The organism is Roseivivax sp. THAF30 (assembly GCF_009363575.1).
Taxonomy (GTDB): Bacteria; Pseudomonadota; Alphaproteobacteria; order Rhodobacterales; family Rhodobacteraceae; genus Roseivivax; species Roseivivax halotolerans.
On record NZ_CP045389.1, the window covers coordinates 3,652,399 to 3,676,734 of the forward strand.

The following is a 24,336-nucleotide window of genomic DNA, read 5'->3' on the forward strand; positions in this document are numbered from 1 at the left end:
GGGTCAGAGCGAGGCGTCGAGTTTGGCGAGGATCGCGTCACCCATCTCCGAGGTCGAAACCGGAACCGTGCCGTCCTCTCCAAGAAGATCGGCAGTGCGGACACCGTCTGCGAGAACGGCCTCGACCGCTTTCTCGACGCGCGCGGCCTCGTCGCCCTGATCGAAGCTGTAGCGCAGCGCCATCGCGAAAGAGAGAATGCAGGCGATCGGGTTGGCCTTGCCTTGCCCCGCGATGTCCGGCGCCGATCCGTGCACCGGCTCGTAGAGGGCTTTCGGACGGCCGTTGGACATCGGCGCGCCGAGGCTGGCGGATGGCAGCATGCCAAGCGAGCCGGTGAGCATCGCGGCAAGGTCCGAGAGCAGATCACCGAAGAGGTTGTCAGTGACGATCACGTCGAACTGCTTGGGCCAGCGGGTCAGCTGCATCGCTCCGGCATCGGCATACATGTGGCTGAGCTCGACCTCGGGGTAATCCTGCCCGACACGGGTCACAACCTCGCGCCAGAGGATCCCCGATTCCATGACGTTCGCCTTTTCCATCGAGCAGAGCTTCTTGTCGCGCTTCATCGCCAGCTCGAAGGCCGAACGGGCGACGCGGTCGATCTCGCTCTCGGTGTAGCGCTGGGTATTGATGCCGACGCGCTCGTTGCCTTCCTCGAAGATGCCGCGCGGCTCTCCGAAATAGACGCCCGAGGTCAGCTCGCGCACGATCATGATATCGAGGCCAGCGACCACCTCCTGCTTGAGCGACGAGAAATGCGAGAGCGCATCGAAGCATTGCGCGGGCCGGAGATTTGCGAAGAGGTCCATCTCCTTACGCAGGCGCAAGAGGCCACGCTCCGGCTTCACCGAGAAGTCGAGCTCATCGTATTTGGGGCCGCCCACTGCACCAAGAAGCACCGCGTCCACGTCCTGGGCGCGGGCCATCGTATCGTCGTGGAGCGGCGTGCCATGCGCGTCGTAAGCCGCACCGCCCACGAGATCCTCGCTCACGTCGAAGGTCAGGTCGCGCTTTGCGCCAAACCAGTCGACGATCTTGCGGACCTCGGCCATGACCTCGGGTCCGATCCCGTCACCGGGAAGAATGAGAAGCGAGGGCGTGCTCATGGCCAGAATCCTTTGCGGCGTGTTGGGTCCGGCACCGGGTAAGCAAAGCCCGCCGTGGCGTCAAGAATCAGGCGGTGCGATCATGGCCGGATCGATCAGCATCCAGACCGCGCGATGCGGTCCCGCAGCGGGCAGATGCGGGACCAACCCGCTCTCCAGCACGGACAATGTGGCTTCAGGCAGAATGTAGCTGATCCGCATAGGGCCCGGCCCCGCCTGCCAAAGCGCGGTCGCCCCGAACGGGCCCCTGTCCTGAAGGCGCGAGCCATCCATAAGCGCGGATAGGGCCTCGCGGCGGCCTTCACCGCGAACGGGATCGATATTCGCGTTTCCCACGAGCATGACAGGCGCTGCGGGCGCAGGCACGTGCAACGCACCCTGCAGCATGTGCGCCCAAAGCATCGTCTCGTCATGGTTGCGCCGACCGTTCCGATCCTCCGGGCCATCGAACACCGGAGGGGTCGCGTGATAGGCCAAGAGGCTCAGCGTCGACCCGGAGACCTTTATCGGCACGATCCAGTGTCCGCTGCTCGACAAACGCTGCACTTCGAAGCCCGGATCATCCTGCGCGATGAGGCTGCCGGGCACGTCTCGCCACAGAAGCGCGCTCAAATCCGTGACATCGCCGATCTCGTACCGTGACAATAAGGCCATTCCACCTTCGCCGGCGAACCAACCATAGCCTTGAGCATCGCGCGGCTCCCCGGTCCGGCCGTTACCATCAAGGTCAAGGTCCGTTCGCATCCCGGTATTGGGCCGCAAGGCGAAAAGATGCGGATAAGGGGTGCGGAGCGCGTCGTTCAACGCGCCGAGCGCGGCAAGCTCGTGGTCGTGGTCGATATCGGTCAGAAGCAGGATATCGGCATCGAGCGTATCGATCCCGGCAATGATCGCTTCGAGATCCTCCCCCTCTCCGGCCACGAGATCGCGCAAAAGCAATCCCGGCCCTTTGCGAGTCAGCGGCGCATGCCAGGTCGCGATCTTGATAGGGTCAGCCGCAGCGGGCGTCGAGACGAGCGCCAGCGCGCTCAGGCAGATTGAAAGATATCCGATTGCGCGTAGGTGCGCCGGCGCTTTTCCTCGATCAGGTCGACAACGCGCCAGAGTGCGATGCCACGCATGATAAGCGAGGTCGGCAAGAACGCCCATGCGGTCATCACCCAGATCAGTGTATGCGGATCGTCGAGCGGCAGCCCGAACCCGAACGACCCCATAACCTCGAGAGCTGCCGGGATCAGGAATGGCAGAAGGAATCCTAAGGCGACGTTAAAATTCGCATCGCGTTTCAGCCGGTAGATCACGTCTCCGCCGGCCGTCGGGTCGAAGAGAGGCAGGTTGATCCAGACATTGAAGGCCTGCTTGCGGATCGGCCAGCGCATGATCCGAATGAGCGGTACGAAAATGCCAAGTGTCACGAGCCCGGTGATATAGGCCAGACCGGCCAGTGCCCGCAGGAGCGCGGTCTCACCCGTATCGGCCGTTTCGGGCGCAAGAAGCACGGCCAGACGAACGGGCGAGAAGGGGAAGTCCAGCGCGCGGCCGAGATCCGTTCCAAGCGTCGTCACGATGCCGCCCAGCTCGGTCGGCGCGACCGTGTCTCGGACCACCAGGGTCAGGAAAAGCAACATGGTCAGAAGCGCCGCATAGCGAATGCGGTTGAACGGAGGCGCGTCTCGGAATTCGATAAAGGTTGGCGAGCTGCCGAAATACTCGACGAATGTGAGTGCGGCGGCGATGATTGCCCCGAACAGGAACAAGGACGCAGCCGCATCGGAGCTGCCCGGCATCAGGAGCGCCGGCATGGCCACGATCCAGGCCATAAGCAGAGCGCGCAGCCCCGCGCTGAAGACGCGTGCGATCAAGAACCTGCCCTCGGAGCCGACGGGACCCGGTGCGATGCCGTGTCCTTCTGTTCGGCGTGTTGTCGCCTTTGCCGGCGATATGCCTCGATTTTGCCCAAATCCTGCCGCCTTTCCGACATGCATACAATACAGCGAGTCGACTCTGCCCATGAACGTGGCCAAATTCAGGACAGCGTGGTGCGAAAATGCACCTCCCGATTGATTCTTTCGAGTTGGACTTGTTGTGACCCCCAATATGTTGGGTGCCAACGAAAAACGGCCGCAAGCGTCACGCCGCGGCCGTTGGTCGTGCTCGCCCGCTGTCGCTCAGACCCAGGGGCGTTCCTGCGCCATCCGCGACTCGAATGTGTCGATCGCCGGGGCCTGCTCGAGCGTCAGAGCGATGTCGTCGAGCCCTTCCATCAAACAGTGCTTGCGGAACGGATCGATCTCGAAGCGGACCACTTCACCGTCCGAGGTCGTCACCTCCTGCGCCTCGAGATCGACGGTCATGCGCGCATTCTCGCCCTTCTCGGCGTCCTTCATAAGAAGATCGACCGTTTCCTGTGGGAGGCGGATCGGCAGGATGCCGTTCTTGAAGCAGTTATTGTAGAAGATCTCCGCGAAGCTCGGCGCGATCACACAGCGAATGCCGAAATCCTTGATCGCCCAGGGCGCATGCTCGCGCGAGGAACCGCAGCCGAAATTATCGCCGGCAACGAGGATCTCCGCCTGGCGGTACTGGGGTTTGTTGAGCACGAAATCGGGGATCTCGTTGCCGTTGTCGTCGTAGCGCATCTCGTCAAAGAGATTCACTCCAAGACCCGAACGCTTGATCGTCTTCAGGAACTGCTTGGGGATGATCATGTCGGTATCGACGTTGACCAGCGGCAGCGGTGCCGCAATCCCGGTGAGCTTTTCGAACTTGTCCATATCGTCTCTCCTTAGCGCGGCGTCTCTCGCCCCTGCTGCATTCGCGTCTCGAGGACGGTTGCAGGAGCGGGGACGCCGGGCAGGTCACGTCAATTCGCGCACATCCGTCAAACGGCCCGTCACCGCGGCGGCGGCGGCCATGGCCGGGCTCATGAGGTGGGTGCGGCCCCCGCGACCCTGGCGCCCTTCGAAGTTCCGGTTGGATGTCGCCGCACAGCGCTCGCCGGGGCTCAGCTGATCCGGGTTCATCGCAAGGCACATCGAGCAGCCTGCGAGCCGCCACTCGAACCCGGCATCCTGGAAGATCTGGGCGAGCCCCTCTTCTTCGGCCTGGGCACGCACCAGGCCGGAGCCCGGTACGACCATCGCGCGTTTCACCTTGATTTTTCGACCCTTCACAATCTCGGCCGCGGCGCGCAAATCCTCGATCCGGCCGTTCGTGCAGGAGCCGATGAAGACCGTGTCGATCTCGATCTCGGAGAGCGGCGTACCGGGCTTGAGGCCCATATAGTCCAGGCTTCGCTGGGCTGCGCCGACCTTGCCGCCCTCGAACGTATCGGCTGCTGGAACCGCGGCGGTAATCGGGAGCGTATCCTCCGGCGAGGTGCCCCAGGTCACGGTCGGGGCGATATCCTCGCCGCGCAGCGTGATCACCTTGTCCCAATGCGCGTCGTCATCGGAGTAGAGCGTCTTCCACCACGCCATCGCGGCCTCCCACTGCGCGCCTTTCGGAGCGTGCGGGCGGCCCTGCACATAATCGAAGGTCGTCTGGTCGGGTGCGATGAGCCCGGCCCGCGCGCCGCCTTCGATGGCCATGTTGCAGATGGTCATCCGGCCTTCCATCGACAGCGCCTCGATCGCCTCGCCGCAATACTCGATAACGTAACCGGTGCCGCCAGCAGTGCCGGTCTTGCCAATGATCGACAGAACGATGTCTTTTGCCGTGACGCCGGGAGAAAGCTTGCCGGTGACCTCCACCTTCATGTTCTTCGACTTCGACTGGATCAGCGTCTGGGTCGCCAGCACGTGCTCGACCTCCGACGTGCCAATGCCGTGCGCCAGCGCCCCGAACGCGCCATGCGTTGCGGTGTGGCTGTCGCCGCAGACGATGGTCATGCCGGGCAAGGTCCAGCCCTGCTCGGGTCCGATGATGTGCACGATGCCCTGCCGCACGTCGGAGACAGGATAATAGTGGACACCGAAATCGCGCGCGTTCTTGTCGAGCGCCTCGACCTGGATGCGGCTTTCTTCGTTCTCGATCTGTTTGTCGCGCCGACCGGTGGTCGGAACGTTGTGATCGGGCACCGCGATGGTCTTTTCAGGCGCGCGCACCTTGCGGCCCGCCATCCGCAGACCTTCGAAAGCCTGAGGGCTCGTCACTTCGTGGACGAGGTGGCGATCGATATAGAGATGCGTGGTGCCGTCCTCGGCCTCATGGACGACATGCGCGTCCCAAATCTTGTCGTAGAGCGTTTTTCCGGACATGGGGGTCCCCCCGATATGGAAATGAAGAAAAATACGTCGGCTTTGGCCCGGTTCCGTGAAAGCGGCCTCCGGGTCGGAACATCAGACGGACGCGGTCATAGACGCGCGCGCACCGTGTGGGTGGCCGCGCCGAAAAACCGCTCTTTCAAGCGGGCCCGGTCGTCGATGTCGAAAATGCGTTCCATGCATTCGCCCATAGCGCCTCGCCGCGAGTCTCGCAAGTCTGCGCCCAGCTGCGCGATTGCGTCGCAGTGCCCGAACTGAGGGCTGGAAGTCCTGAGCCGAGACCCTATTTTCCGCCAGTGGTTTTAAGGTGATCCGATGTGCAGCTGGCTTAACGTTGTCCACGTGACCCTGATCGCCGCCCTGCTCGGGGTGGCCCTTTTTGCATGGACGAGCCATCTCGGGGCCGGGCCGGAGACGCTCGACCTGACCGAAGATACGCAGTTCGAATAAGCCCATCCCTTCCGCCACTTGCACTGGGTCCGGTCACACCGTTCAATAAGGGCATGAAGCGCCAAGCGATCCCTTACGAATGACCCCGGATACCGCATTTGCCGAATTGACCGGCATCCTCTCCAGCCTCCTGACACAGGCGGAGCTGTTCCTTCTGAGCCTCCTGCGCCCTTGGAACGCCTACCAGATCGGTATCGCGTTGGGCCTTTTCCTCGCCGCACATCTCGGCGCGCGGCTGATCGCACCTCGGATTTACGAATGGATGCGCGGCCTCGAAAGCGTCGCGAAATGGCGGATGCGCGTTCTCGTGCTGCTTCATCGCCGCGTGAGAATGATTCTCTTCGCATTGCTAGCCTGGTTGGCCGTCCTGGTGATGCGCGAGATCACGTGGCCGTCGCGTTCCTATCTTCTGGCCATCGTGGCGGAGCTTGCGACCGCCTGGCTCTTCATCGCGGTCATCACCCGACTGATCGGCAATCCCGTTCTGCGTACGCTTGTCAGGTACGGCGCCTGGACCTGGGTGACGCTGTCGATCCTGAATCTCACAGAACCGGCACGGCAGGCACTCGACTCGATCGGCATCAGTTTCGGCGAGAGCCGCCTCACGCTGTGGCTTGCGATGCAAGCGGTGGTTCTGCTGCTTGTCCTCATCACGCTTGCGCGCTTTGCCACAACTGTCTCGGCGGCGCGGATACGGTCGAACGACGACATCTCGCCGTCGATGCAGGTTCTTGCGGTGAAGTTCCTGCAGGTGCTTCTCTACGGCGCGGCCTTCTTCATAGCACTCAAGCTCGTGGGCGTGGACCTGACCGGCCTCGCGGTCCTGTCGGGCGCGATCGGCGTTGGCCTCGGCTTCGGCCTTCAGAAGGTCGTCTCGAACCTCGTCTCGGGGGTGATCCTGCTGCTCGACCGCTCGATCAAGCCCGGTGACGTGATCTCCCTCGGTGAGACCTTCGGCTGGATCAACTCGCTTGGCGCGCGCTACGTCTCGATCACGACGCGGGACGGCAAGGAATACCTCATCCCGAACGAGGATCTCATCACCGGACAGGTGGTGAACTGGTCCCATTCCAATGATTTCGTGCGGCTCGACATCTATTTCGGCACGGCCTACGGGGACGATCCGCACAAGGTCCGAAAAATCGCCATCGAGGCGGCCGCAGGCACCGCGCGGGTGCTCGCCGATAGGCCGCCCGTTTGCCATATCGTGGGCTTCGGCGATTCCTCGGTCGACTACATCCTGCGCTTCTGGATCAAGGATCCGACGGGCGGGCTGACCAATATCCGCGGCAATGTCTATCTCGCGCTATGGGATGCGTTCCAGGAGCACGGCATCTCCATCCCCTTCCCGCAACGCGAGGTGCGCGTCCTGGAAGGCTCCGAGCTTGGTACGCGGAAGATCGCCGACGAGCGCGGGAACCTCTGACGCCGCCCGCGCGCTATCCGCACAGGATGGAGGCGACCCATGACAACCGACCCTGCCCTCGTACACCAGGATGCCGCGACCGCCGCGCGCACGCTGAACTTCACCGATGACGGTGTGACGCCGAACAATCCGGACCTCCCAGTCCTATTCTTTCCCGATGCGATCGCGGACGGCGCGAGCTCGGATCAGATTGAGGCTCTCTACCGCTCGAATGGCTGGCACGGAACCTGGACCGCGACGGTCTTCGATTACGAGCATTATCATCCCGATGCACACGAGGTTCTGACGGTCGCGTCGGGCTCGGCCAGCCTGCGGATCGGCGGCCGGTCGGGCAAGGTGATGGCGGTGAATGCCGGGGATGTCCTGATCCTGCCCGGCGGCATCGGCCACATGCGCCTCGACCAGACCGACGATTTCGCGATCTGCGGCGGCTACCCGCCGGACCAGCCGCATGGCACGATCATCCGCGCGCCGGACGAGCGGAACGAAGATCACATCGCGCAGATCGCGGCGCTGTCGCGACCCGAGAGCGACCCGGTTTTCGGCGAGGACGGACCTCTTGTCGTGCTCTGGGGCCGCGCTCGCGAATGACGCGCCGTTCCGCCTGACAAACCGTGGTTCGGTCTGCATAGTCGCGCGTAAACCCGGAAGGAGATCCTCATGCGCGACGATATCGTCATACTGTCCGGTGCTCGCACCGCGATCGGCACCTTCGGCGGCAGCCTCGCCGGCACACCCCCTATCGACATCGCGACCGCCGCCTCCAAGGCCGCCATCGAACGCGCCGGGCTTGAAGGCGGCGATATCGGCACGGTCGTCTTCGGCCATGTCATCAACACCGAGCCGAGGGACATGTATCTCAGCCGCGTGGCCGCCATGCAGGCCGGCGTGCCCGACTCGGTTCCGGCGATGAACGTGAACCGGCTTTGCGGTTCGGGCGCACAAGCCATCGTCTCGGGCGTCCAGGCGCTGGCGATGGGTGATTGCGACATCGCGCTGTTGGGCGGCGCGGAATGCATGTCGCGCTCTCCGTATATCGTTCCTGACCAGCGCTGGGGCGCGAAGATGGGCGATATCCGCACGCTGGACATGATGCTCGGCGCTCTGAACTGCCCGTTCGGAACCGGTCATATGGGCGTGACCGCCGAGAACGTCTCGGGCGAGCATGATATCAGCCGCGAGGCGCAGGACGCCTTCGCGATGGAGAGCCAGGAACGCACCGCCCGTGCCATCGCCGAAGGCCGGTTCGCCGAACAGATCACTCCGGTGGAGGTGCGCGTGAAGCGCGACATGGTCGCCTTCGAAACCGACGAGCACCCCAAGCAGACGAGCCTTGAAAAGCTCGCCGGCCTCAAGCCCGTATTCAAAAAGGACGGGACCGTCACAGCCGGCAATGCCTCTGGCATCAATGACGGTGCCGCGGCGCTGGTGCTATCGACGGCCGAGGCTGCCGAGAAGAAGGGCGCAACACCGCGCGCCCGTGTTCTGGGCTATGCTCATGCCGGCGTGCGCCCGGAAGTGATGGGCATCGGCCCCGTGCCCGCCGTGCGCTCACTCTTCGAGAAGACCGGGCTCGGACCCGACGACTTCGACGTGATCGAGTCCAACGAGGCTTTCGCGGCACAGGCTCTTGCGGTGAACAAGGAACTCGGTCTCGATCCTGCCAAGGTGAATCCCAATGGCGGCGCAATCGCGCTCGGCCATCCGGTCGGCGCAACCGGCGCGATCATCACGGTGAAAGCTCTCTATGAGCTTGAACGCATCGGCGGCAAACGCGCGCTTATCACGATGTGCATCGGCGGCGGCCAGGGCATCGCATTGGCCATCGAGCGTCTCTGAAATCTGGCGCTCGCGTGTGATGCGCGGGCGTTAAGCAAACTTTCAACGCTTTGCCCCAAGACGGAAACTATGGTTTTCCCCGGGGGCGTGCATGACGCTGAGCAAGGTTCTGGCGGAGGAGCGGCGCGCGCGCCTCGCGGCCGAGAAGTTGCTTGCCCAGAAGCACGCGGAGCTGACTTCCGCCAATCGCCGGCTCGGGCTGCACACGCGCGAGCTGGCGCAGGAGGTAAGCGAAACACGCGCTCGCGTCGCCAGCATGCAGACAGAGAATGCGCGCGTCATCTCCGAGCTCGGCAATGCCGTCCAGAAGATCGAGGTGGTCGAAAGCCAGCTCTGGCAGGCGCTCGAGGCGATCCGTGACGGATTTGCACTCTTTGATGCCGACGGGCGGCTTGAACTGGCGAACCGGGCCTACCTGTCGATGTATGACGGCATCGAAGAAGTCGGGACCGGCACCCATTTCAGCGAATTGCTCCGCCTCGCCGCCGAAGAGGGGCTTGTCGATATCGGCGCGGAAAATCCGGCCGACTGGATAGACCGGATCGCGGCCGGCTGGACGAATACACGCTCGAAACCTCCGATCCTGCGTCTTTGGGACGGTCGCTTCGTCAAGGTCGAGAACCGCCCCACCGCGGATGGCGGTACGGTCAGTCTTGCGGTCGACATGACCGAACTCATGCGGATGTGGTCGGCGGTGCAGGAGCTGCCGGACGGGTTCGTGCTTTTCGATGCTGATGACCGGCTGGTCATGTGCAACGAGAAATACCGCCAGCTGTACTCCAAATCCGCGCCTGCGATCGTGCCGGGTGCGACGTTCGAGGATATCCTGCGCTACGGGCTCAAGCACGGTCAGTACCTTGACGCCGTGGGCCGCGAGGAAGAGTGGCTCGCAGAGCGTCTCGCCTCACATCGGCGGCCCGAGATCGTACTTGAGCAACCGCTCGACGACGGGCGCTGGCTGCGTATCTTCGAGCGACGCACCAGCGATGGCGCGCGCGTCGGTCTCAGGGTCGATATCAGTCATCTCAAGCAGACCCAGGCCGATCTCGAGAAGGCGATGGAACGGGCGGAGGCGGCGAACCGCGCCAAGTCTGCGTTCCTCGCCAATATGAGTCACGAGATCCGTACACCGATGAACGGCGTGGTGAGCATGTCGGAGCTTTTGGTCTCGACCACGCTCGATGACGAGCAACGCCTCTATGCAGAGACGATACGCAATTCCGGCGAGGCGCTTCTCGAGATCATCAACGACGTGCTCGACTTCTCCAAGATCGAGGCCGACCGGATTGAGATCGCCGTTGAACCATTCGATCTTGAACGTCTGATCCATGACCTTGTGACGCTGGTTCAAACCTCGGCGCGCAAAAAGGGCCTCGCGCTTCTGGTCGACTATGACATCTTCCTCCCGAGCCGTTTTCGGGGCGACGCGGCGCGCGTGAGGCAGGTGCTCACGAACCTGATCGGCAACGCGATCAAGTTCACCCATGAAGGCCATGTCCTCGTTCGCATCGTGGGTCTCGGAGAGGAGCGAGGACGGACGACGCTGCACATCACCGTGGAGGATACCGGGATCGGCATCCCGAAGTCGCAGCAGGCGCATGTCTTCGGCGTGTTCAACCAGGTCGAGGACGGCCGTGATCGAAGTTTCGAGGGCACTGGACTCGGCCTTGCCATCACGAAGCGCCTGATCGAGCTGATGGGGGGCGAGATATGGCTCGAGTCCGAGCCCGGTCGTGGGTCATGTTTCGGCATCCGGCTGGTCCTGCCAAACGCCACCGACGACGAGGGCAGCAGCTTGCCGGATCTCCGTCACATCCGGCGCGCGCTGGTTCTCGACGCTCATGCGGGCAGCCGCGCGATCCTGTCGCGGCAGCTTGGCCAGGCGGGCATCGCCGCGCTGACCTCCGCGATCGAGGCAGAATTCGACTCGATGCGGCAGGCCCCCTGGGACGTCGCCATCATTGCAGACGACATACCCGGCGCGACCGCGGCGGAACTTGCCCGGCGCTGGCGCACCGCAGGGGAGACACGCCCACTGATTCTCTCCGCCGCCCTACCGGACCGGGAGCGCAAGGCCATCGGCGACGGGTGCTTCGATGCCGTGGTCCAGCGCCCGACGCCGCGCGCCGCACTATTCGCCGCGCTCGCGCGGATCGAAATGGCTTCCGTCTCCGAGCCGCCATGCGTCTCTTACGTTGCAGGACACGACATCGAAACGCGCATCGACGTCCTCCTGGCCGAGGACAACGCGACGAACCAGCTTGTCTTTTCGAAGATGGTGGCCGATCTGCCCATCCGGCTGCGGGTTGCGTCCAATGGTCAGGACGCTCTCGACGAGATCGCAGCAAGACGGCCCGATCTCGTTTTCATGGACATCTCCATGCCCGGAATGGATGGCAAGGAAGCGACCCGGCGGCTGCGGCAAAGCGAGGCGGACACGGGCGCGCCACGACTGCCAGTCATCGCCGTCACCGCACATGCCATGGATGGCGACCGCGAGGCGATTCTTGCCGAAGGGCTCGACGATTACATCGTCAAGCCTGTCCGCAAGGCAGCGATCCGGAACGCGATCGAGCGGGCGCTCCCCGGCGTCCTGCGGGATGGGGCCGATCAGGCTGCCTTGGACGCCGCTTCGGCATCCCGCACGAAGACCGGCTTTTCAGGCTCGGAGAGGTCTTCGCGGTAGGCATAGCCGCCGGTATCGAAGTCCTTCAATGCTGCCGGATCAGTCAGCCTGTTTTGCACGATGAAGCGCGCCATCGCCCCGCGTGCTTTCTTCGCATAGAAACTCACGATCTTGGGGGTGCCGTTCTTGTCTTCCATGAATTGCGGCGTCACCACGTCGAGGCCGAGCGCCTTTTCCGGGACAGCGCCAAAATATTCCTGACTGGCGCAATTCACGAGAGTTTGCGTGCCGATCTCTTCGGCTTGCGTATGCAGCGCCTTGGCGATCCGGTCGCCCCAATATTCGTAAAGCGAGCCACCGCGCCGCGTCTTGAGCTTCGAGCCCATCTCCAGCCGATACGCCTGGATCGCGTCCTTGGGACGCAATGCGCCGTAAAGGCCCGACAATATCCGCAAGTGATCCTGCGCCCAGTCAAGCTCCTCGGGATCGAGCGATGACGCTTCGAGGCCCTGATACGTGTCGCCTGCAAACGCGAGCGCGGCAGGGCGCAGCTGATCGCCAGCGGGTGCATCCGAGAAGTCGCGATATCGGTCGCGATTGAGCTTTGCCAGATCGTCGGAGAGATCCATCAGCCCCTTGAGATCCTTGAGGGTCAGGTTTCGCATCGTCTTGGCGAGGCGCTGGGCGTCCTCCTCGAAATAAGGCTCGGTCGTCTCGATGTCGCGCGCGCTCCAATCGAGGCGCTTGGCCGGAGAGATCACGATCAGCATGGGGCGGGCTCCTTCCTGTCTCGGGTTACGTCCGATTTAGGGCAAGCGGCGCAGCGCGCAATCGTCACTCTGTCGCGCTCAGCACCGACAGGAAGGCCGGGCCAAACCGCTCCATCCGGCGCTCGTCGAGAAAGCGGGACAACGCACTTTCGCCCGAAGGCCGCGCCTCGGCGATCTTCGCAAGCTGCGAGGCCGAACAGGACAGCGGCTTTTCCGTGCCGTCCGCACCCCGTGTCAAATCCGCCTGCGTGGCGAGAAGCCTGTCGTAGAGACTGCCTGCGCCCCGTCCCGCGAGCCTGCGCCGCGCGGGATGCAGCCCTGCCGCTTCCCCGGCGATCACCTCGAGAAAGGCATCGCCGTAGCGGTCCAGCTTCTTGGCCCCGATCCCGGAGATACCTGCCATCTCGTCGAGGCTTTGCGGGCGGCGCTCGGCCATCTCGATCAAGGTACGGTCGTTGAAAATGATATAGGCCGGGACGGATGCGGCCTCCGCCAAGGCGCGGCGCTTGGCCTTGAGCGCCGAGAGCAGCGGCGCGTCCTCGTCGCTGACAAGCGCTTTCGGCGTCGCGCGGGTCGCACGCCGCGCCATGACATCGCGGCGCAGCCTTACGCTTTCCTCGCCTTTCAGGATCGGCAGCGCGCGATCGGTCATGACGAGCGCGCCATGCCGTTCCGGATCGGGTCGCATGAGGTCGAAGCCCATCATCTGCCGGAACACCGCCTGCCATTGGGACTGGCTGAGATCCTGACCAACACCAAAGGTCGGCAGACCGTCATGTCCCCGCGCCTTCACCTTCTCCGTGGCCTGCCCGCGCAGGATATCGATGAGATGGCCCGCGCCGAAATTCTCGCCAGTCCGCAGCGCCGCCGAGAGCGCCTTCCGCACCGCCTCGGTGCCGTCGAACGTCTCGGGCGGGGCGTCGCACAGGTCGCAATGCCCGCAATCGGCTGCCGGGCTTTCGCCAAAATAGCCCAGAAGCACGCGCCGCCGGCAGCCCTGCGCCTCGGCGAGGCCCAGAAGCGCATTGAGCCGGCCGTGATCCGCGATGCGGCGTTCGGGCGGCGCAAGACCCTCGTCGATCTGGCTGCGACGCAGACGGATATCGTCGGGGCCGTAAAGCGTGAGCGTCTCGGCCGGTCCGCCATCGCGCCCCGAGCGGCCGATTTCCTGGTAATAGGCCTCGATGGACTTCGGCAGATCCGCATGGGCCACCCAGCGTATATCCGGCTTGTCGACGCCCATGCCGAAGGCCACGGTCGCCACGACGATCAGCCCATCCTCGACGGCAAAACGCGCCTCGACGTCCCGGCGGCGTTCAGGATCCATCCCGCCGTGATAGGCGAGCGCGACATGACCGTCCTGGCTCAGCGCCTGTGCCAGCGTCTCGGTCTTGGCGCGCGTGCCGCAATAAACGATCCCGGGTTGCCCGCGCCGCGCATCGGCAAAGCCGAGGATCTGTTTGCGGGGATTGTCCTTGGGCGAAAATGCGAGGTGGATGTTCGGTCGGTCGAAGCCGCGCAGGAACACATCCGGCGTGCCGCCGCCGAACAGCCGCGCGACGATCTCCTCGCGGGTCTCTTCATCCGCCGTGGCGGTGAAGGCAGCGACCGGCACGTCGAGATCGCGCCGCAAGGCACCGATCCGCAGGTAATCGGGCCGGAAATCGTGGCCCCATTGGCTGACGCAATGCGCCTCGTCGACCGCGATCAGGCTAACGCCTGCCTCCGCGAGAAGGCGGGCCGTTCCGCCCGAGGCAAGGCGTTCCGGCGCGAGATAGAGCAGTTTCAGATCACCGGAATGCAGGGCATCGAACACCGCGTCGGTCTCGTCCTGCGTATTGCCGGATGTCAGCGCGCCCGCCGCGACCCCGGCCTCGCGCAACGCGCGCACCTGGTCGCGCATCAGCGCGATGAGCGGCGAGATGACGACGGTCAGGCCGGGCCGAACGAGCGCCGGCAGCTGAAAGCAGAGCGATTTGCCCCCGCCGGTCGGCATGATGGCAAGCACGTCTCGACCTTGCGTGACCGCATCCACGATCTCGCCCTGGCCGGGGCGAAAGCTCTCGAATCCGAAAACGTCACGCAACAGCGCCTCGGCGCTGGCCAGATCGCGGGGCATGGGTGAGACCTGCCTGATTGTCTATATCTGCTCTTTGAGCAAAGGTCTCATACCAGGACTCGGTGAACAAGCCCCTAGCAGACATCCGCAGTGTCTTGGGCGTCCGAGGCCGGGATCAATACCCGTAGAACAGACCCGCATTGTTGGCGAGGATGATGCGAAGGGCGTAAATGCCGATCAGCACGACCAGCGGCGCGAGGTCGAGCCCGCCCATGTTCGGCAGGATCTGACGGATCGGGCGATAGAGCGGCTCGAGCAGGCGGTTCAGACCGTCCCAGATCTGCGCGACGATCGGCTGACGCAGGTTCAGCACCTGGAAATTGATCAGCCAGCTCATGATAACGTGCGCGATGATGAAGAACCAGACAACGTCCAGGAGCAGCATCAGGATCTGGAAAAGCGATTGCATGTCGGTCGGGCCCTTCTGTCTGTCGATCCGCCCTGAGGTAAGCGCAAGCCTGCCGGAGAGCAAGTGTCGCCGCGTTGCCCTTGACCTTCCGGGGTTCCGGCGCGACAGGCAGCCGAAAGGAGCCCGCCCATGTATCCCTTCGTCCGCCTCTTCAAAGAGGGCCTGATCTTCCGCAACGCGTCCGCGCTCGAGATCGGTCAGGATCACGTGTCTTATCACATCTGCTGGCCCTGGGATCTCGACATGTGGTGGGAGCTCAACAACGGCCGCACCCTGACCATTTACGATCTTGGCCGCATCCCGCTCGCCATTCGAGGCGGGCTTATCGGCGCGATGAAGAAGAACGGCTGGGGGCTGACCGTCGCGGGCTCCTCGGTGCGCTATCGCCGCCGCGTCCGGGCCTTCGCAAAGATCGAGATGCGCTCGCGTATCGTGACCTGGGACAAGCGCTTCATCTATATCGAGCAATCCATGTGGCGCGGTGATGGCGAGTGCACGAGCCACGCGCTTTTTCGCACGGCAGTCACCGACAAGAGCGGCATCGTGCCGCCAGACCAGGTCGCGGCCGCCGTCGGCCATACCGATCCGGCACCCGAGATGCCGGGCTGGATCGCCGCCTGGATCGATGCGGAAGCAGAGCGCCCCTGGCCACCCGAGAAACACTGAGCCCGGCCAGTTGAGGCTTGCCTCGCGCCGGTCACTCTGCGTTCATCCGCGCGGGGCATGGGAGTTCGGCGCAGCATGACGACGATACGCAAACGCATCTGGGCATGGATGATGTTCGACTGGGCGCAGCAGCCCTATGCGACGCTCGGCCTGACCTTCATCTTCGGTCCCTATTTCGCCTCTGTCGCTGCCGAGTATTTCATGGCGGGCGGATCGACGGAGCGCGCGGCCTCCGCCACCGCGCAGAGCCTTTGGTCGAGCGCGCAGACCATCGCAGGTCTCGCGATTGCCTTCTCTGCGCCGATCCTCGGGGCTTACGCGGATGCTTCGGGCCGCAAGATGCCCTGGTTCGTGACCTTCATCTCGACTGCAGTTCTATGCGCGGCAGGTTTGTGGTTCCTGCAGCCGGACGGGACAGGGCTCTATCTCGCGCTCATCCTCTTCTGGCTGGGTTTCGTCGCTTCGGAGTCCGCGTTCAACCTCAACAACGCGATCCTGCCTTCGCTCAACCAAGGTGACGCGGTGGGCCGGCTTTCGGGCGGTGCGATCGCCTTTGGATATTGGGGCGGTGTGCTATCGCTGTTCGTGATGCTCCTGTTCTTCGCCGAAAACGAGGGCGGCACGACGCTGATCGGTCTGTCGCCACCATTCGGCCTCGATGCAAAGGCGCGCGAGGGCACTCGCTTCGTCGGGCCGTTCATCGCGCTCTGGTTCGCGATCTTCGCCATCCCCTTCTTCATCTGGACGCAGGATCTGCCAGCCGAACGCGCGGTTCGGCCTAGCCTCGGGACCGTGTTCGGTCAGCTCAAGGCGACGCTGGCGGGCGTTGTGAAACGACCGAGTTACCGCTCGTTTCTTCTCTCCTCGATGTTCTACCGGGATGCGATGACTGCGCTGTATTCCTATGGCGGGGTCTACGCCAATCTCGTCCTGGGTTGGGAGATCATCCAGATCGGCGTCTTCGGCATCATCGCCGCCATTGCCGCGGCGATCCTGTCCTGGGTCGGAGGTCTGGCCGATGAACGCTTCGGTCCGAAGCCCGTGATCCGCGCGAATATCTGGTGCCTTATCATCGTTGGATGCGTCATCGTCGGGATGTCGCGCGAAGGTCTCTTAGGTATTCCCTTCCCGGAGGGGTCGCGCCTGCCCGACATCATCTTCTACATCTGCGGCGCCATCATCGGCGGTGCGGGCGGCTCGCTCTATGCCGCGTCCCGCACGATGATGGTGCGCCATTGCCGGCCCGATCATGCGGCCGAGGCCTTCGGGCTCTTCGCATTGGCCGGCCGCGCGACCGCGTTCCTTGCTCCCGCCCTGATCACCCTTTTCACGATCCTGACGCAAAGCAACCAGCTGGGCTTTATTCCGGTCATTCTCCTTTTTCTGCTGGGTCTCTTTCTGCTACGCTTCGTTAACCCCGACGGAGATCGAGCAGCATGATCAGGCCCATTCTTACACTCACGCTCGCAGCCGCGCTTCTGACCGGATGCGGCGGCGGGTCGTCCAACGACAACGGCACCAACGCGCCAGAGGCGTCGGCACCCGCGACCATACCCGCCGTGATGTCCACGCGCAGCGCCAAGCAGCTCTTCGGGGCCGAACAGGCAAGCTCGCCCCAATCGGCCGCGCCCTACGGCTCCTATTCCAAGGGCTGCGCCGCAGGGAACGTGGCGTTGCCCGAGACCGGTCCGACCTGGCAGGCGATGCGCCTTTCGCGCAACCGCAACTGGGGCCAGCCGATCATGATCGACTACATCCAGGATCTGTCGCGCAAGGCCGCGCAGCAGCCGGGATGGAACGGGCTTTACGTGGGCGATATCAGCCAGCCGCGCGGCGGACCGATGCTGACAGGCCATGCGAGCCATCAGATCGGGCTCGACGCGGATTTCTGGCTCCGGCCCGCGGACCGGCTCAACCTGTCGACCACCGAGCGCGAGAACATCTCCTCGATCTCACTGCGCCGCGCGAACGGCGCCTACACGAACGACAACTGGACGCGCGCGCATCATGAGATTCTGAAGGCCGCTGCATCGGATCCGCGTGTGGCACGCATCTTCATTTTCCCCGGCGCGAAGGTCCGGATGTGCAATGAGGAGACAGGCGATCGGTCCTGGCTGAGCAAGATCCGCCCGTGGTACGGGCATCATTACCACTTCCACGTGCGTCTCGCCTGCCCGCGCGGCGCCACAGGATGCGTTGACCAGGCTCCACCGCCGCCGGGTGACGGCTGCGCCGATGCGGAGGCCTGGGTCAACAACATCCTGAACCCGCCGCCGCCGGATCCGAACGCGCCCGCCCCGAAGCCGAAACGCGAAATCACAATGGCGGATCTTCCGGCTCAATGCGTCTCCGTTCTCTCGGCGCGCTAAGCGCGCTCGCCCTCCTCACGCTTCCGGCCTGCGCGGCGGAGCCGATCTCGGATGTGTTCCTGTCGCGCTTCACCTGGCAAAGCACCGGAGAGACCTTCGGCGGCTTCTCCGGCCTCGAGCTGTCCGATGACGGCCGAAGCTTCGTTGCGATCAGCGACCGCGGCTCCATCGTCGCGGGCCGGATCGAGCGCACGGACGGCAAGATTTCCGGTATCACCTCCGGCGAGATCGAGCGCCTCACGACGCCCTCGGGCGGCGAGCTTGGTCAGTCCGAACAAGATGCCGAAGGACTCGCCATCAGCCCGACAGGAACCCGTGTCATCAGCTTCGAAGGCACGCCGCGGATCTGGGCTTATGGCGACAAGGGCGCAACCGAGCTGCCGCTGCCTCCGGCTTTCGGCAGTCTTCAGACAAATTCGGGGCTCGAAGCACTCGCGATCGACGAGACGGGCGCACTTTATACCATGCCGGAGCGCTCGGGCGGGCTCACCCAACCCTTCCCGGTCTGGCGGCTCAAGGACGGGCGCTGGTCGCAGCCCTTCGAGATCTCTCGGAGCGGCGGCTTCCTTCCGGTCGGTGCCGATTTCGGGCAGGATGGGGCGCTGTACATTCTCGAGCGCAGCTTCAGCGGTTTCGCGTTCCAGAGCCGCGTGCGCCGGTTTGAAATCGACGGCAATGGCATTGCCGCCGAACGCACGATCTTCACGTCGGATTACGGCAGCTTCGACAACCTCGAAGGCATCGCCGCCTGGCGTGACGAGGCCGGAACGATACGCCTCACGATGATCTCGGACGACAACTTCAACATTCTCCAGCGCACCGAATTCGTGGAGATCCGCGTCGAGGAATGACTTGCGCGGCCCGCGCGGCTGGTCTACTGCGCGCGACTGTTCCGGAATGGTCCGGAGCCAAGTCCCCGCGACCTTGTCAAAACGGGAGAATTCCATGACCCGCGCGCATATTCCCGGCATTCTTGCCATGGCGGCTGTTGTCGTCGCCTCCAACATCCTGGTGCAGTTCCTGCTCGGCCAATGGCTGACTTGGGGCGCTTTCACCTATCCCATCGCCTTCCTCGTCACCGACCTGATGAACCGCCTCTATGGGCCCGGACCCGCGCGCAAGGTCGTGCTGGCAGGCTTCGCCGTCGGCGTTCTGTGCTCCTTCATCGGCACGCAGATCCAGGGGGAATTCGGACCGCTAGTGACGCTCCGCATCGCCATCGCATCGGGCCTCGCCTTTCTGACCGCGCAACTGCTCGACGTGTCGATATTCGACCGGCTGCGCGAGGGCCGCTGGTGGCGTGCTCCGCTTGCCTCGACGCTGGTCGGCTCCTCGGTCGATACGGCGATCTTCTTCACGGTCGCATTCTCTGGTGCGCTGACCTTCCTCGAGCCCTCCAACGACGTAAGCTGGGCCGGTGAGGCGCTGCCACTTCTGGGCGTCGGTCCGGTCGTGCCGCTCTGGGTATCGCTCGCTGTTGCCGACTGGATGGTGAAGCTGAGCCTGGCGCTCGTTGCGCTCGTTCCGTTCCGGATGATCGTTTCCCGCGCAGTTGGGGCACAGCCCGCCACCTGACCACAAGATTTTGTTTTGCACCCGAGAAAAGCTGTGTCAGGCTGACCTCATTGAGCAACTCAGAGAAAGGAGGTGATCCAGTGTCGAGAGAAGCATTGGAGAGAGGTGTCGGGACAATTCGGAGGACCCGCCCCTAGGGCAGCCCCTACAGGCGGATGATCGTCCGAATTGGTGGAAGAGCCTAACCGGCCCCACCTCCACATTCTCGGGGGTCGCCCTTTGGGGCGGCCCTTTTATATTGTCCGCGGTTAGGAGGACGGCATGCTCAGGATCGGAAATCGCGCGACCATCGAGGATTGGGAGATTACCGAGCAGTTCATCCGTGCCTCGGGGCCCGGCGGGCAAAACGTCAACAAGGTCTCGAGCGCTGTCGAACTTCGCTTCGAGGCGGAGCGGTCGCCGAACCTGCCCGGTCCGGTCAAGGCCCGCCTGAAACGGCTCGCGGGCCGGCGCTGGACGAAAGAGGGCGCACTCATCCTTCAGGTCGACGAGACGCGCAGCCAGGCGCGCAACCGCGAAATCGCTCGCGACCGACTCGCGGAGCTGATCGGAAAGGCATTCGAGAAACCGAAGAAGCGCATTCCGACGCGACCGACGCTCGGCGCAAAGAAACGTCGCCTCAAGGCGAAGAAGGTTCACGGAGAGAAGAAAGCCCTGCGCGGCAAGGTCGATCCCGAGTAAGCGTCAGAACCGCTCCAGCAGCCGCTCGAGATATTCCAGCTCTTCCTCTGGCCGCTCGCCCTCACCCGAACGCCGGCGGATCTCGTCGAGAAGCTCCCGCGCCCGGCGATAGACATCCTCGCCCTGAAGCATCTGCTCGTCCGAGCCGATCTGCCCGTTCGATCCGGCGGAGCGCCCGAGCGGATCGCGATGCTGCCCCGGATCAGTGCCGTCGGCCATGCCCTGCTGGCCCTGCTCACCGGGCTGTTGACCCTGCTGTTCGGCCATCGCTTCGCCGAGGTTCCGCATACCCTCGCGCAGAGCTTCCATGGCTTCGGATTGGCGATCGATGGCACCGGCAAGATCGTCCTCGCGCAACGCATCCTCTGCGCCTTCCATCGCGCCTTCCGCACGATCGAGGGCTTCACCCGCGCGGCGACCCGCCTCTGACCCGTCGCCCGGCATGTTCTGCCGCTGGCGATTGAGTTCGCCCCGAAGCGATCGTTGCCGGTCAGCGAGACTTTCCTCGAGGCTCTGGCCGCCGCCCTGCCCTTGCTGGCCTTGTTGCTCACCCTGACCTTGGCCTTGCCCCTGACCCTGTTGCTGGCCTTCGCCGCGGCCCTGGTTCTGCTGACCGGGCTGTTGGCCCTGACCTTGCTGCTGGCCGTCCTGACCCTGCTGGCCCTGCTGGCCCTGCTGTCCTTGCCGGTTCTGGCCCGGATTGAACTGTTCCTGCAGATCTTCGAAGGCCTGATCCGACAGCTCCTGCTGTTCGCGCAGTGTCTCGCCGAGACCTTCCATCGCCTGCTGACCGGGGCTCTGCTGGCCTTGGCCCTGGCCTTCGGTGACGCGCATGTTCTCCATGAGACGCTGCAGCTCTTCCATCGCCTGCATGGCCTCGGCCATGCGGCCTTCCTCCATCAGCTCCTCGATGCGGTCCATCATCTCCTGCAGATCGTTCTGCGTCATCTGCATCCCGTTCTGCATGTCCTGCGACGGGCTCTCACCATTTTCTTCGGCGGTGCGGCGCTGCTCCTGTGCGAGCTGGCGCATGTAATCGTCGGTCGCGCGGCGCAGCTCCTGCATGAGTTCCGCGATCTCATCCTCGGACGCGCCGTTGCGCATGGCTTCTGTCAGACGCTCCTGCGCGCGCTGAAGCCGCTCGCGGGCATCGTCGAGATCGCCTTCTTCGAGGACGATGGCGAGATCCCACATCGCCGCGGCGGTCTCTGCCACTTCCTCATCGCTCATTCCGTCCTTGGCGCTGGCCTCGAGCCGGCGCAGGATCGTGCGGAAGCGCAGATAGTGGGAGCTTTGCCGGAAAAGCCCGTCAGGCTCATGGCTGATCGCGCGCATGATCAGCGCGATGTCATCCGCGTTCTCCCGGTTCCAGAGGAGTGCTTGACGCTCTTCGATAAGGGCCGCGGCCATTGGCTCGAAGAAGCGGCGTCCTGGCAGTGTCTGCACATTCGCTTCGGATGCCCCGACCTGACCTGCCGCATCGGTCACTTCGAAGCTGATATTGACCGGAAGATTGGCCCAGGGATGCTGCGAGAAATTATCGATCAACGTCTCTTCGAAATCGGACCGGTCGCCCGCAACCGGCAGGGGAAGCGGCACCTCGATGGCGTCGCGCTGCTCGGGTTCGATCTCGCGCCCGTAGCGGCGGTCGACGTCATCGAGTGCCAGCGTCACGGTCGCGGTTCCGCCCGTCACCTCGTAATCGTCCGATGCCTCGTAGGAGAGCGACGCCTCCCCGTCATACTTCACGTCGAAGCGACCCACCTGGTCCACTTCCGGCGCGGCATCCTCGGTCACTGCGATGTCCCAGGCCCGGCCGTTCGGCCCATCGATCGCAATTCGACCGTCCGTTTCGACCGAGAAATCGCGCGCCGTCTCATCAACGCCGTCTTCCTGAGCCAGCGGATTGCCCGAAACGGTCTCGGAAACGGAGAGCGCGCCCACCTCGCCGTACAGCCGCAGCGTTACGGCGGAGCCCTCCGGGACCGATAGTTCGGGATCAGTGATATCGTTGAGATAGATCGTCGGCAGCCGCGTATAGGCAGGCGGTTCGACCCAGCCCTCCCAACTCGGCCCGGTGGCAAGATCCGACGCCCCGCCCGGTCCGATCCCGGCGACCGACGAGACCCGCATCACCGATCCGAAGAGGAGCGCCACCGCCAGCGCCAGAAGCGCCGCATAGCGCAATGCATAAGGGTCGGCGTCCGAGACGCGCAAGTCGGGCTCAACCGCTTTCGCCTCGGCGAGCCGCGCGCGCATGCGGGCCTGGTGGGCATTCCAGACGGCGGCACTTGCACCGTCGCCCGCGCCAATGGCCTGCCGGTCGAGCGAGGTCGTGATCGGATGGCCCGGCATGGTCGAGTCGAGCCGAATGAGCGCATCCTCGCGGGAGGGCCAGGTGAACCGGCTGAGCCCGCGCCAGAGAGTCCAGCCCGCAAGACCGAGCGCAAGCACCGCCACGATCAGCACGACCGTCGCAGACACGAAATCCTGAAGGCCCAGCATCAGCATCGCGACGGCGGCAAAGACCACGGACCAAAGCGGCCAGAACGCCCTTACCGCGCGCTCCGCGACCAGCCCGGCGCGCGTCAGTGCCAGAGGACGCTTCACGCGACCAATGATGTCGTTCGGATCGGTGGTTTGATCGGCCATTGCGGCTCCCGCGATGTCGAAGGGCCGTAGGTCAGTTTTGTCCTATAGCCACTCTGGAATGCTATCGCGCGAAATCATTTCGTCAAAGCTTGGCCGGGCCCGAATGACGGCATGGTGATCGTCCTTCACCAGAACTTCCGGGACAAGTGGTCGCGAATTGTACTCGCTGGCCATGACCGCGCCGTAAGCTCCCGCGGACCGGAACGCGACGAGATCGCCCTCCCGCAGTTGTGGCATCTCCCGCGCTCTGGCGAAGGTGTCACCCGATTCGCAGACCGGCCCCACCACGTCATAGCTTGCCCGTTCCTGACCAGGTTCAGGCTCGATGACCGGCACGATGTCGTGCCAGGCGTCATACATGGCCGGGCGGATGAGATCGTTCATCGCCGCATCGAGAATGAGAAAGCGCCGCCCCTCCCCTTCCTTTACATAGATCACCCGGCTGAGAAGAATGCCCGCATTGCCCGCGATGAGCCGTCCGGGCTCGATCTCGATCTCGCAACCGAGATGCCCGACCGTCCGCTTGATGAGCGCGCCGTATTCCGTCGGCAGCGGCGGCGCGGTGTTCGAGCGCTCATAGGGAATGCCAAGCCCGCCCCCGAGATCCAGCCGTTCGATCTTGTGCCCGTCCGCGCGCAGCGTCTCGGTCAGTTCGGCAACCTTGAGATACGCCGCCTCGAACGGCGCCAGATCGGTCAGCTGCGATCCGATATGCACGTCGATGCCGATAACCTCGATGCCAGGCAGCGCGGCGGCCTCGGCATAGACGCCCCGCGCCCGTGCGATCGGCACGCCGAACTTGTTCTCGGATTTGCCCGTCGCGATCTTTGCATGGGTCTTCGCATCGACATCCGGGTTCACCCGGATCGTGACCGGGGCGGTCACGCCCATCTCCGAGGCTACCCGCGAGATGGCTTGAAGTTCGGGCTCGCTTTCGACGTTGAACTGACGAAGCCCGCCCGCGAGCGCCTGCGCGATCTCGGCCTCGGTCTTGCCCACGCCGGCAAAGACGATCTTGTCGCCCGGCACGCCCGCAGCCTTGGCCCGCGCGTATTCTCCGCCGGAGACGACGTCCATCCCCGCACCGAGCGCCGCCAAAGTCTTCAGGATCGCCTGGTTCGACGCCGCCTTCATCGCGTAGCAGACAAGGTGCGGCATACCCTCGAGCGCCTCGTCGAAGAGCCGGAAATGCCGTTCGAGCGTTGCAGTCGAGTAGACATAGGCCGGGGTGCCCACTGAAGCGGCGATCTCGCTCAGCTGCACGTCCTCGGCGTGCAGAATGCCGTCACGGTAAAGAAAATGATCCAAAGCGCGCACCTTCCGCTGATAGTCGAGCCGCCCATACAGCACTGACGCGCGAGGCGCGAGAGCCGGCTTTCATT

Annotated in this window: 21 protein-coding genes; 11 read left to right on the plus strand and 10 right to left on the minus strand. The window is 64.1% G+C overall.

What is annotated here, in order from left to right; genetic code table 11:
* Positions 1-3: 3 nt before the first annotated feature.
* From leuB to leuC, 5 genes are all read right to left on the minus strand, one after another.
* Positions 4-1,107 carry a 3-isopropylmalate dehydrogenase gene (gene leuB, locus FIU91_RS17720; RefSeq protein ID WP_152463473.1) on the minus strand — a complete coding sequence of 368 codons (1,104 nt, stop codon included), beginning with the start codon at positions 1,105-1,107 and terminating at the stop codon, positions 4-6.
* Positions 1,108-1,167: 60 nt separating this feature from the next.
* Positions 1,168-2,040 carry an endonuclease/exonuclease/phosphatase family protein gene (locus FIU91_RS17725; protein ID WP_172974884.1) on the minus strand — a complete coding sequence of 291 codons (873 nt, stop codon included), beginning with the start codon at positions 2,038-2,040 and terminating at the stop codon, positions 1,168-1,170.
* A 95-nt stretch (positions 2,041-2,135) separates the two neighbouring features.
* Positions 2,136-2,969 carry a hypothetical protein gene (locus tag FIU91_RS17730; protein WP_152463474.1) on the minus strand — a complete coding sequence of 278 codons (834 nt, stop codon included), beginning with the start codon at positions 2,967-2,969 and terminating at the stop codon, positions 2,136-2,138.
* 306 nt (positions 2,970-3,275) lie between these two features.
* Complete coding sequence (gene leuD / locus FIU91_RS17735) at positions 3,276-3,881, minus strand: 3-isopropylmalate dehydratase small subunit (protein ID WP_152463475.1); 606 nt, start codon at positions 3,879-3,881, stop codon at positions 3,276-3,278.
* Positions 3,882-3,965: 84 nt separating this feature from the next.
* Positions 3,966-5,366 (minus strand): 3-isopropylmalate dehydratase large subunit, encoded by a 1,401-nt coding sequence (gene leuC, locus FIU91_RS17740; RefSeq protein ID WP_152463476.1) that lies wholly within the window; start codon positions 5,364-5,366, stop codon positions 3,966-3,968.
* Between the two features lie 321 nt (positions 5,367-5,687).
* Between leuC and FIU91_RS19735 the strand changes: the two genes are divergently transcribed.
* The 5 genes from FIU91_RS19735 to FIU91_RS17760 all read left to right on the plus strand — a co-directional run bounded on the left by FIU91_RS19735 (position 5,688) and on the right by FIU91_RS17760 (position 11,773).
* Positions 5,688-5,822 carry a hypothetical protein gene (locus tag FIU91_RS19735; protein WP_256371895.1) on the plus strand — a complete coding sequence of 45 codons (135 nt, stop codon included), beginning with the start codon at positions 5,688-5,690 and terminating at the stop codon, positions 5,820-5,822.
* Positions 5,823-5,901: 79 nt separating this feature from the next.
* Positions 5,902-7,248, plus strand: coding sequence for a mechanosensitive ion channel family protein (locus tag FIU91_RS17745; protein ID WP_152463477.1), 1,347 nt, complete (start codon positions 5,902-5,904; stop codon positions 7,246-7,248).
* 39 nt (positions 7,249-7,287) lie between these two features.
* Entirely contained in the window at positions 7,288-7,839 is a 552-nt protein-coding gene (locus FIU91_RS17750; protein WP_152463478.1) for a cupin, read from the plus strand.
* Between the two features lie 69 nt (positions 7,840-7,908).
* Positions 7,909-9,087: an acetyl-CoA C-acyltransferase family protein gene (locus tag FIU91_RS17755; protein WP_152463479.1), complete on the plus strand. Its 1,179-nt coding sequence runs from the start codon at positions 7,909-7,911 to the stop codon at positions 9,085-9,087.
* Positions 9,088-9,178: 91 nt separating this feature from the next.
* A complete protein-coding gene (locus tag FIU91_RS17760) occupies positions 9,179-11,773 on the plus strand; it encodes a PAS-domain containing protein (protein ID WP_152463480.1) in 2,595 nt (864 codons plus the stop codon).
* Here the strand turns inward: FIU91_RS17760 and yaaA are convergent.
* The 3 genes from yaaA to FIU91_RS17775 form a co-directional block, all read right to left on the minus strand.
* On the minus strand, positions 11,698-12,483 hold the full coding sequence (yaaA, locus tag FIU91_RS17765) for a peroxide stress protein YaaA (protein WP_152463481.1): 786 nt from the start codon (positions 12,481-12,483) through the stop codon (positions 11,698-11,700). The genes FIU91_RS17760 and yaaA overlap by 76 nt on opposite strands.
* Before the next feature lie 64 nt (positions 12,484-12,547).
* Positions 12,548-14,602 carry a DNA helicase RecQ gene (gene recQ / locus FIU91_RS17770; RefSeq protein ID WP_152463482.1) on the minus strand — a complete coding sequence of 685 codons (2,055 nt, stop codon included), beginning with the start codon at positions 14,600-14,602 and terminating at the stop codon, positions 12,548-12,550.
* Positions 14,603-14,717: 115 nt separating this feature from the next.
* Positions 14,718-15,011: a YggT family protein gene (locus tag FIU91_RS17775; protein WP_093009048.1), complete on the minus strand. Its 294-nt coding sequence runs from the start codon at positions 15,009-15,011 to the stop codon at positions 14,718-14,720.
* Positions 15,012-15,140: 129 nt separating this feature from the next.
* On the opposite strand from FIU91_RS17775, the gene FIU91_RS17780 reads away from it, so the two are divergent.
* The 6 genes from FIU91_RS17780 to arfB all read left to right on the plus strand — a co-directional run bounded on the left by FIU91_RS17780 (position 15,141) and on the right by arfB (position 20,302).
* Entirely contained in the window at positions 15,141-15,677 is a 537-nt protein-coding gene (locus tag FIU91_RS17780) for an acyl-CoA thioesterase (protein ID WP_152463483.1), read from the plus strand.
* A 75-nt stretch (positions 15,678-15,752) separates the two neighbouring features.
* On the plus strand, positions 15,753-17,117 hold the full coding sequence (locus FIU91_RS17785; protein ID WP_152463484.1) for an MFS transporter: 1,365 nt from the start codon (positions 15,753-15,755) through the stop codon (positions 17,115-17,117).
* Positions 17,114-18,046, plus strand: coding sequence for a penicillin-insensitive murein endopeptidase (gene mepA / locus FIU91_RS17790; protein WP_152463485.1), 933 nt, complete (start codon positions 17,114-17,116; stop codon positions 18,044-18,046). The genes FIU91_RS17785 and mepA overlap by 4 nt, the downstream gene beginning before the upstream one ends.
* Positions 18,019-18,897, plus strand: a complete 879-nt coding sequence (locus FIU91_RS17795; protein ID WP_152463486.1) for an esterase-like activity of phytase family protein — start codon at positions 18,019-18,021, stop codon at positions 18,895-18,897. Before mepA ends, FIU91_RS17795 begins: the two co-directional genes overlap by 28 nt.
* A gap of 94 nt (positions 18,898-18,991) precedes the next feature.
* On the plus strand, positions 18,992-19,621 hold the full coding sequence (locus FIU91_RS17800) for a queuosine precursor transporter (protein ID WP_093009053.1): 630 nt from the start codon (positions 18,992-18,994) through the stop codon (positions 19,619-19,621).
* A 261-nt stretch (positions 19,622-19,882) separates the two neighbouring features.
* Positions 19,883-20,302, plus strand: coding sequence for an alternative ribosome rescue aminoacyl-tRNA hydrolase ArfB (gene arfB / locus FIU91_RS17805; RefSeq protein ID WP_152463487.1), 420 nt, complete (start codon positions 19,883-19,885; stop codon positions 20,300-20,302).
* A 3-nt stretch (positions 20,303-20,305) separates the two neighbouring features.
* Here the strand turns inward: arfB and FIU91_RS17810 are convergent, their stop codons facing one another.
* Together FIU91_RS17810 and lysA are read right to left on the minus strand one after the other, a co-directional pair.
* Positions 20,306-22,954, minus strand: a complete 2,649-nt coding sequence (locus FIU91_RS17810; protein WP_152463488.1) for a TIGR02302 family protein — start codon at positions 22,952-22,954, stop codon at positions 20,306-20,308.
* A 42-nt stretch (positions 22,955-22,996) separates the two neighbouring features.
* Positions 22,997-24,262 carry a diaminopimelate decarboxylase gene (gene lysA / locus FIU91_RS17815; protein WP_152463489.1) on the minus strand — a complete coding sequence of 422 codons (1,266 nt, stop codon included), beginning with the start codon at positions 24,260-24,262 and terminating at the stop codon, positions 22,997-22,999.
* Positions 24,263-24,336: the final 74 nt, after the last annotated feature.

Coding starts and splice junctions, on each gene's coding strand:
- leuB (WP_152463473.1), bottom strand. CDS start 1,107: ATGAGCACGCCCTCGCTTCTCATTCTTCCCGGTGACGGGATCGGACCC.
- leuD (WP_152463475.1), bottom strand. CDS start 3,881: ATGGACAAGTTCGAAAAGCTCACCGGGATTGCGGCACCGCTGCCGCTG.
- leuC (WP_152463476.1), bottom strand. CDS start 5,366: ATGTCCGGAAAAACGCTCTACGACAAGATTTGGGACGCGCATGTCGTC.
- FIU91_RS19735 (WP_256371895.1), top strand. CDS start 5,688: ATGTGCAGCTGGCTTAACGTTGTCCACGTGACCCTGATCGCCGCCCTG.
- FIU91_RS17745 (WP_152463477.1), top strand. CDS start 5,902: ATGACCCCGGATACCGCATTTGCCGAATTGACCGGCATCCTCTCCAGC.
- FIU91_RS17750 (WP_152463478.1), top strand. CDS start 7,288: ATGACAACCGACCCTGCCCTCGTACACCAGGATGCCGCGACCGCCGCG.
- FIU91_RS17755 (WP_152463479.1), top strand. CDS start 7,909: ATGCGCGACGATATCGTCATACTGTCCGGTGCTCGCACCGCGATCGGC.
- FIU91_RS17760 (WP_152463480.1), top strand. CDS start 9,179: ATGACGCTGAGCAAGGTTCTGGCGGAGGAGCGGCGCGCGCGCCTCGCG.
- yaaA (WP_152463481.1), bottom strand. CDS start 12,483: ATGCTGATCGTGATCTCTCCGGCCAAGCGCCTCGATTGGAGCGCGCGC.
- recQ (WP_152463482.1), bottom strand. CDS start 14,602: ATGCCCCGCGATCTGGCCAGCGCCGAGGCGCTGTTGCGTGACGTTTTC.
- FIU91_RS17775 (WP_093009048.1), bottom strand. CDS start 15,011: ATGCAATCGCTTTTCCAGATCCTGATGCTGCTCCTGGACGTTGTCTGG.
- FIU91_RS17780 (WP_152463483.1), top strand. CDS start 15,141: ATGTATCCCTTCGTCCGCCTCTTCAAAGAGGGCCTGATCTTCCGCAAC.
- FIU91_RS17785 (WP_152463484.1), top strand. CDS start 15,753: ATGACGACGATACGCAAACGCATCTGGGCATGGATGATGTTCGACTGG.
- mepA (WP_152463485.1), top strand. CDS start 17,114: ATGATCAGGCCCATTCTTACACTCACGCTCGCAGCCGCGCTTCTGACC.
- FIU91_RS17795 (WP_152463486.1), top strand. CDS start 18,019: ATGCGTCTCCGTTCTCTCGGCGCGCTAAGCGCGCTCGCCCTCCTCACG.
- FIU91_RS17800 (WP_093009053.1), top strand. CDS start 18,992: ATGACCCGCGCGCATATTCCCGGCATTCTTGCCATGGCGGCTGTTGTC.
- arfB (WP_152463487.1), top strand. CDS start 19,883: ATGCTCAGGATCGGAAATCGCGCGACCATCGAGGATTGGGAGATTACC.
- FIU91_RS17810 (WP_152463488.1), bottom strand. CDS start 22,954: ATGGCCGATCAAACCACCGATCCGAACGACATCATTGGTCGCGTGAAG.